Origin of the sequence: Microbacterium sp., assembly GCF_031178525.1 — a bacterium.
Classification (GTDB): Bacteria; Actinomycetota; Actinomycetes; order Actinomycetales; family Microbacteriaceae; genus Microbacterium.
Genome location: NZ_JAPSJA010000177.1, coordinates 1 through 5,047, shown reverse-complemented (window position 1 = coordinate 5,047; position 5,047 = coordinate 1). Strand labels below are relative to the sequence as shown.

Genomic DNA, 5,047 nt, shown 5'->3' with positions numbered 1-5,047 from the left:
ATCTACGACGTGACGGACCCCGACGCGCCGCGGCGCATCTGGTCCGACTCCTGCTGAACCCGGCGTCCGATCCGCGGGTCTGTGCCGAGCGCGTGCGGGTTCGACGCGACCGCGGGACCGCTCAGGCGCGCAGCCAGCGCCGGATCGCGAACCCGGCGGACAGCGCAGCGAGCACGACGCCGACGAGGACGATGACGGGCACCACGAGGAGCGCCTCCCCCATGCCGACCCACGGGATCGTGCTCATCCGCTCCGTGAGGTAGCCCTCGACGCCGAACCTGACCCCGAGCAGCACGGCGCCGCTCGCCAGCAGCGAGCCGATCAGCGCCGCCACGACGCCCTCCAGCACGAACGGCGTCTGGATGAACCGGTTCGAGGCACCCACGAGGCGCATGATGCCGACCTCGCGGCGCCGCGCGTACGCCGACAGCCGGATGGTCGTGCCGATGAGCAGCACGGCGGAGATCAGCATGAGGCCCGCGATCCCGACGGCCATGTACGTCGCGATCGTCAGCGCGGAGAACAGCGGATCCAGGTACTCGAGCTGGTCGGTGATCTGCTCCACGCCCTCGACGCCGTTGAACGCCTCGACGATGACATCGGAGCGGGACGGGTCGAGCAGATTGATGTGGAAGACCGCGTTCGTCTGCTCCTCGGTCAGCACGCCCGCGAGATCCGGCAGGTTCTCGACCAGCGACTGATACGCCTCGGCGGGCGACTGGAAGGTGAACTCCTGAATGAGCGGCGACAGCGTCTGCCCCTGCAGCTCGCTCTGCACCGCGGCGACCTGCTCCTCCGTCGCGACACCCCCGGTGCAGGTCTCGGTGTTCGAGATCGGCGAGCACATGTACACGTCGACCTGCGCGCGGTCCTGGAAGTAATCGCGCATGGTCGCGATCTGCGCCTGCATCAGGATGGCGGCGCCCACGAACGTGAGCGACACGAACGTCACGAGGATGACCGAGACGACCATCGACGCATTGCGTCGCAGGCCCGTCAGCACCTCCGACAGGATCAGCCCCACTCTCATGACGTCGGACCCACCTCGTCGTCGCGAGAGCGCAGGCCGAGGCGATCCGCCATGCCCAGCTCCTCGATGTGCAGCGGCTCGGACTGCGCGCTCTCGTCCGCCGCGGGCTGCTCCTCCGGCTCGTCCGCGAACGCGCCATGCGGCGCGGCCTCCTCGCCGCTCGGCGGCTCCTGCGGGAACGGATCCGGCTCCGCGGGTCGCGCGTCGTCGGTCATGAGATCGGCGAACAGCTCCTCCCGGGCGACCTCGACCGCCTCGGGAGCCGTCCCGGCGTACACGACCGCCGCGACCTCGGGAGCCTCGGCGACCCGGGGCGCCTCGGCAGCCTCGGTCGGGAGCGGCTGGATGACGCCGGTCGGGTTGCTCGTGACCTCGCGCTGCAGCTCGAGCACCGCGGTGAGCGCAGCGACGGCGGCCGCGCCGCGCTCGACCTGCGGCTCGAGCGTCTTGACGTGCGAGCGGTCGCCGTAGCCGCCGTGCCGCTCGTCGCGCACCAGCTGCCCGTTCTTGAGCTCGATCACGCGGCGCTGCATCTGGTCGACGTACGTCGCCTCGTGCGTCGCACACAGGATCGTGGTGCCCGACGCGTTGATGCGCTCGAGCAGCATCATGATGTCGACGGACGTCGCCGGGTCGAGGTTGCCGGTCGGCTCGTCGGCGAGCAGCACCTGCGGCCGGTTGACGAGGGCCCGCGCGATCGCGACGCGCTGCTGCTCGCCGCCCGACAGCTCGTGCGGCAGGCGCTTGGCCTTGTCGGCGAGTCCCACGAGCTCGAGCGCCTCAGGCACCGCCTGCCGGATGAAGGCGCGGGAGGAGCCGATCACCTGCAGCGTGAACGCCACGTTCTGGAAGACCGTCTTGGCGGGCAGCAGGCGGAAGTCCTGGAAGACCGAGCCGATGTGGCGCCGGAAGTACGGCGTGCGGCGGTGGGACAGGGTCTTGGTGTCACGTCCGAGCACGACCACGCGGCCGTCGCTCGGCGTGTCCTCGCGCAGGATCAGGCGCAGGCAGGAGGACTTGCCCGATCCTGACGCGCCGACGAGGAAGACGAACTCCCCGCGCTGGACCTCGAAGTCGACATCGTCGAGGGCCGGCATCGCGGTCCCCCGGTATCGCTTGGTGACGTGTTCGAACCGGATCATGGCGTACCGAGACTAAGCGCCGCCTCTCGCGACGCAGGGAGCGACACCCGATCCATCGAGACCGGACGGACGACCGGCGCCGCGCTCAGCGCGCGGTGGCGGTGCAGCCCGGCTTCGCGGGCTCACCCGCGAAGCGGGCAGCCGTCCAGGCGAGCACCTCCGGCACCAGGGGCGAGTCCGGCTCCACGAGCGGCACGTGTCCGCGACCTGCGAAGCTGCGATAGTCCACCTGCGCCCCGGCACGACAGAGCTCATGGACGAAGCGGTCCTGCACGTCGCGAGGGATGAGGGTGTCGTCCGCGCCCTGCCCGATCAGCAGGGGCGCGGAGGACGTCGGCGGAGGAGTGTTCTGTCGCAGCCGTGTCCCGAGCGGATCCGACAGCGGGTCGACGGCGAAGACGTTCGGGTCGCTCCCCATCCCGAGGACGGTCAGGACCGTCATCGCGGTGCTGGGCTCCGCGAGGCAGCGCGTCGAGATCTCCCGCACCGCGACCTCTGCACCCGGGCGCACGTACCTGTCGAACGAGACGTCGTCGTACAGCTGCGAGTAGGCGGCGATCACGAACGACGCGAAGACGCTGCCTCCCGTCATCCCGGCGAACTCCTCCACGAGCCCTTCCAGGTCGGCCGCGGGCGCGAACGCCGCCACACCGTCCAGCGGGACGTCCGGCGCGTAGTCGGACGCGAGCGCTCCCGCCCACAGCGCCGCACCGCCGCCCTGAGAATGACCCCACACGACCGTCTGCGCACCCAGGCGCGCGTCCTCCAGCCGGCGCGCGGCACGCACCGCGTCCAGCGCCGCGCGCCCGCTCGGCTCGCCGACGAGGTACGGATGCGGTCCTGTGGTGCCGAGGCCGATGTAGTCGGTCGCGACGAGCGCCCATCCGCGGGCGATCACCTCGCCCAGCACGAACATCGCGCCCGATTCGAAGGGCTCCGGAAGCAGTGACGGTGCGCACTGCTGGGCGAAGCCCGTCGTGCCGTGCGCCCAGTCGATCACGGGCCAGTCGCCGTCGCCCGCGGCGGGAACCACCACGATCCCACTCGACACGGCGGCCGAGCCGTCCGCGTTCGTCGTCGTGTACAGGATCCGCCACGCCTCGGCGCCCGCCGGCACGCCACGGGTGAACGGCTCGGCGCGGATGAGCTCGCCTGGTTGGTCGGGCACGACGCGCGGCGCCGCGTAGAACTCGTCGACGACCGGCGAGCCGCCCCGCAGCGCGGCGCTGAGCGCGGCCGCGCCGCCCGCGAGCAGCACCACGACGAGCGCGGCGATCGTGCGCACCCATCGTCGGGACCCGGTCGCCCGAGCCGGGCGCGGTCGCTGCGCCGCGCTCCTCCGTCCACGCAGCGTGTGCCAGACCTCGAGCGCTCCCGCGATCATCAGCCGGGCGCCGAAGACCACGGCGACCACGAGCATGGTGATGTCCGGCCAGAGCAGCGCCAGCAGGCCGAACGCGATGCCGGCGATCCCGAGCAGCCCCGACGCGAGCCGGGAATCGCTCGTGCTTGTGCTCGTGTCGCGGGAGAACGCGGTGACAAGCGAGAACAGGCCGTTCGCGAGCAGGCCCGCCGCGACGACGACCGACAGGGCACGCACCGTCAGTCCGGGCCAGACGAGCACGAGGACGCCGGCGCCGATCCACAGCGCGGCGACGGCCACGTGCCCGCGCGAGGCGGGTTCCCGTCCGGCGCCGTCGGCCCCACCCTCGAACTCGAGGATGCCGATCAGGATCAGTCCGGCGCCGAACAGCAGCGCCAGCTCGCCGAGCGAGGTCGTCGGCCGGACGAGCACCACCGCGCCCAGAACCAGGACGGCCGTGCCGAGGATGAGGTGCACCCACCGCGGCAGACGCGCGACCCACCGCTGCAGGAGCCACGGTCCGCGGCGCGCGGGCTCGCTCACGTCTCGTTCCTTCTGCTTCGGATCATGCCGACCGGCGTGACGGCTCCCGCCTCCCGGGTCAGTGCATGTCCTCGAGCTCCATGCCCTTGGTCTCGCGCACCTTCCACCACACGAAGATGAACGACGCGGCGGCGCACAGCGCGTAGAACCCGTAGGCGAACGTGAGGCCGATGCCGCTGAGCACGGGGAAGGTCGTGGAGATCACGAAGTTCGCGACCCACTGCGCTGCCGCGGCGACGGCGAGCGCGCTGGCGCGGATCCGATTGGGGAACATCTCTCCGAGCAGCACCCACACGATCGGTCCCCACGTCGCGCCGAAGCCGACGACGAACAGGTTCGCGCCGATCAGGGCGACGATCGACCACGGCGCCTCCAGTTCTGCGGTCGTGGTCCCGTCCTGCGTGACGAGCTCGGCGAACGAGAAGGCGACTGCCATGGCCGCGAGCGCGACCGTCATGATGACGGAGCCCACGAGGAGCATCTTCCGGCGGCCCACGCGGTCGACGAGCACGATGGCGACGATCGTCACGAGGATGTTCGTGACGGACGTGATGACCGACGTCAGCAGGGCGCTGGACTCGTCGAATCCGACCGAGCGCCACAGCGTCGTCGAGTAGTAGAAGATCACGTTGATGCCGACGAACTGCTGGAACACCGACAGCAGGATTCCGACCCACACGATCGGCTTGAGCCCCAGTGCGGGACCCAGGAGGTCACGGAACGACTCCTTCTGCTCCGACTCCAGCGAATCGCGGATCTGCTGGATCTTGAGGTTCGTGTCCTTCTCGCCCGTGAAGTCGAGCAGGACCTGCGACGCCTTGTCGTTCTCGCCGCGCAGCACAAGATACCGCGGCGACTCCGGCAGGCGCAGCGCCATCACGCCGTAGATGATCGCGGGGATCGCCTCGATCATGAACATCCAGCGCCACGCCGGCAGCCCCAGCCAGAGCACCTCTGCGGCACCGCCCG

Annotated in this window: 4 protein-coding genes; all 4 read right to left on the bottom strand. The window is 70.7% G+C overall.

Features of this window, described 5'->3' with window-relative positions; all coding sequences use genetic code 11:
* Window positions 1-121: 121 nt before the first annotated feature.
* The gene (ftsX, locus tag RIF89_RS10855) at window positions 122-1,030 is read right to left on the bottom strand and encodes a permease-like cell division protein FtsX (protein ID WP_309069127.1); all 909 of its coding nucleotides are present in this window, start codon (window positions 1,028-1,030) and stop codon (window positions 122-124) included.
* Entirely contained in the window at window positions 1,027-2,172 is a 1,146-nt protein-coding gene (gene ftsE / locus RIF89_RS10850) for a cell division ATP-binding protein FtsE (protein WP_309069126.1), read from the bottom strand. The genes ftsX and ftsE overlap by 4 nt, the downstream gene beginning before the upstream one ends.
* Before the next feature lie 85 nt (window positions 2,173-2,257).
* Window positions 2,258-4,078, bottom strand: coding sequence for a lipase family protein (locus RIF89_RS10845; protein WP_309069125.1), 1,821 nt, complete (start codon window positions 4,076-4,078; stop codon window positions 2,258-2,260).
* Between the two features lie 58 nt (window positions 4,079-4,136).
* Window positions 4,137-5,047: sugar porter family MFS transporter (locus tag RIF89_RS10840; protein ID WP_309069124.1), on the bottom strand; the 911-nt coding region annotated here is incomplete at its 5' end.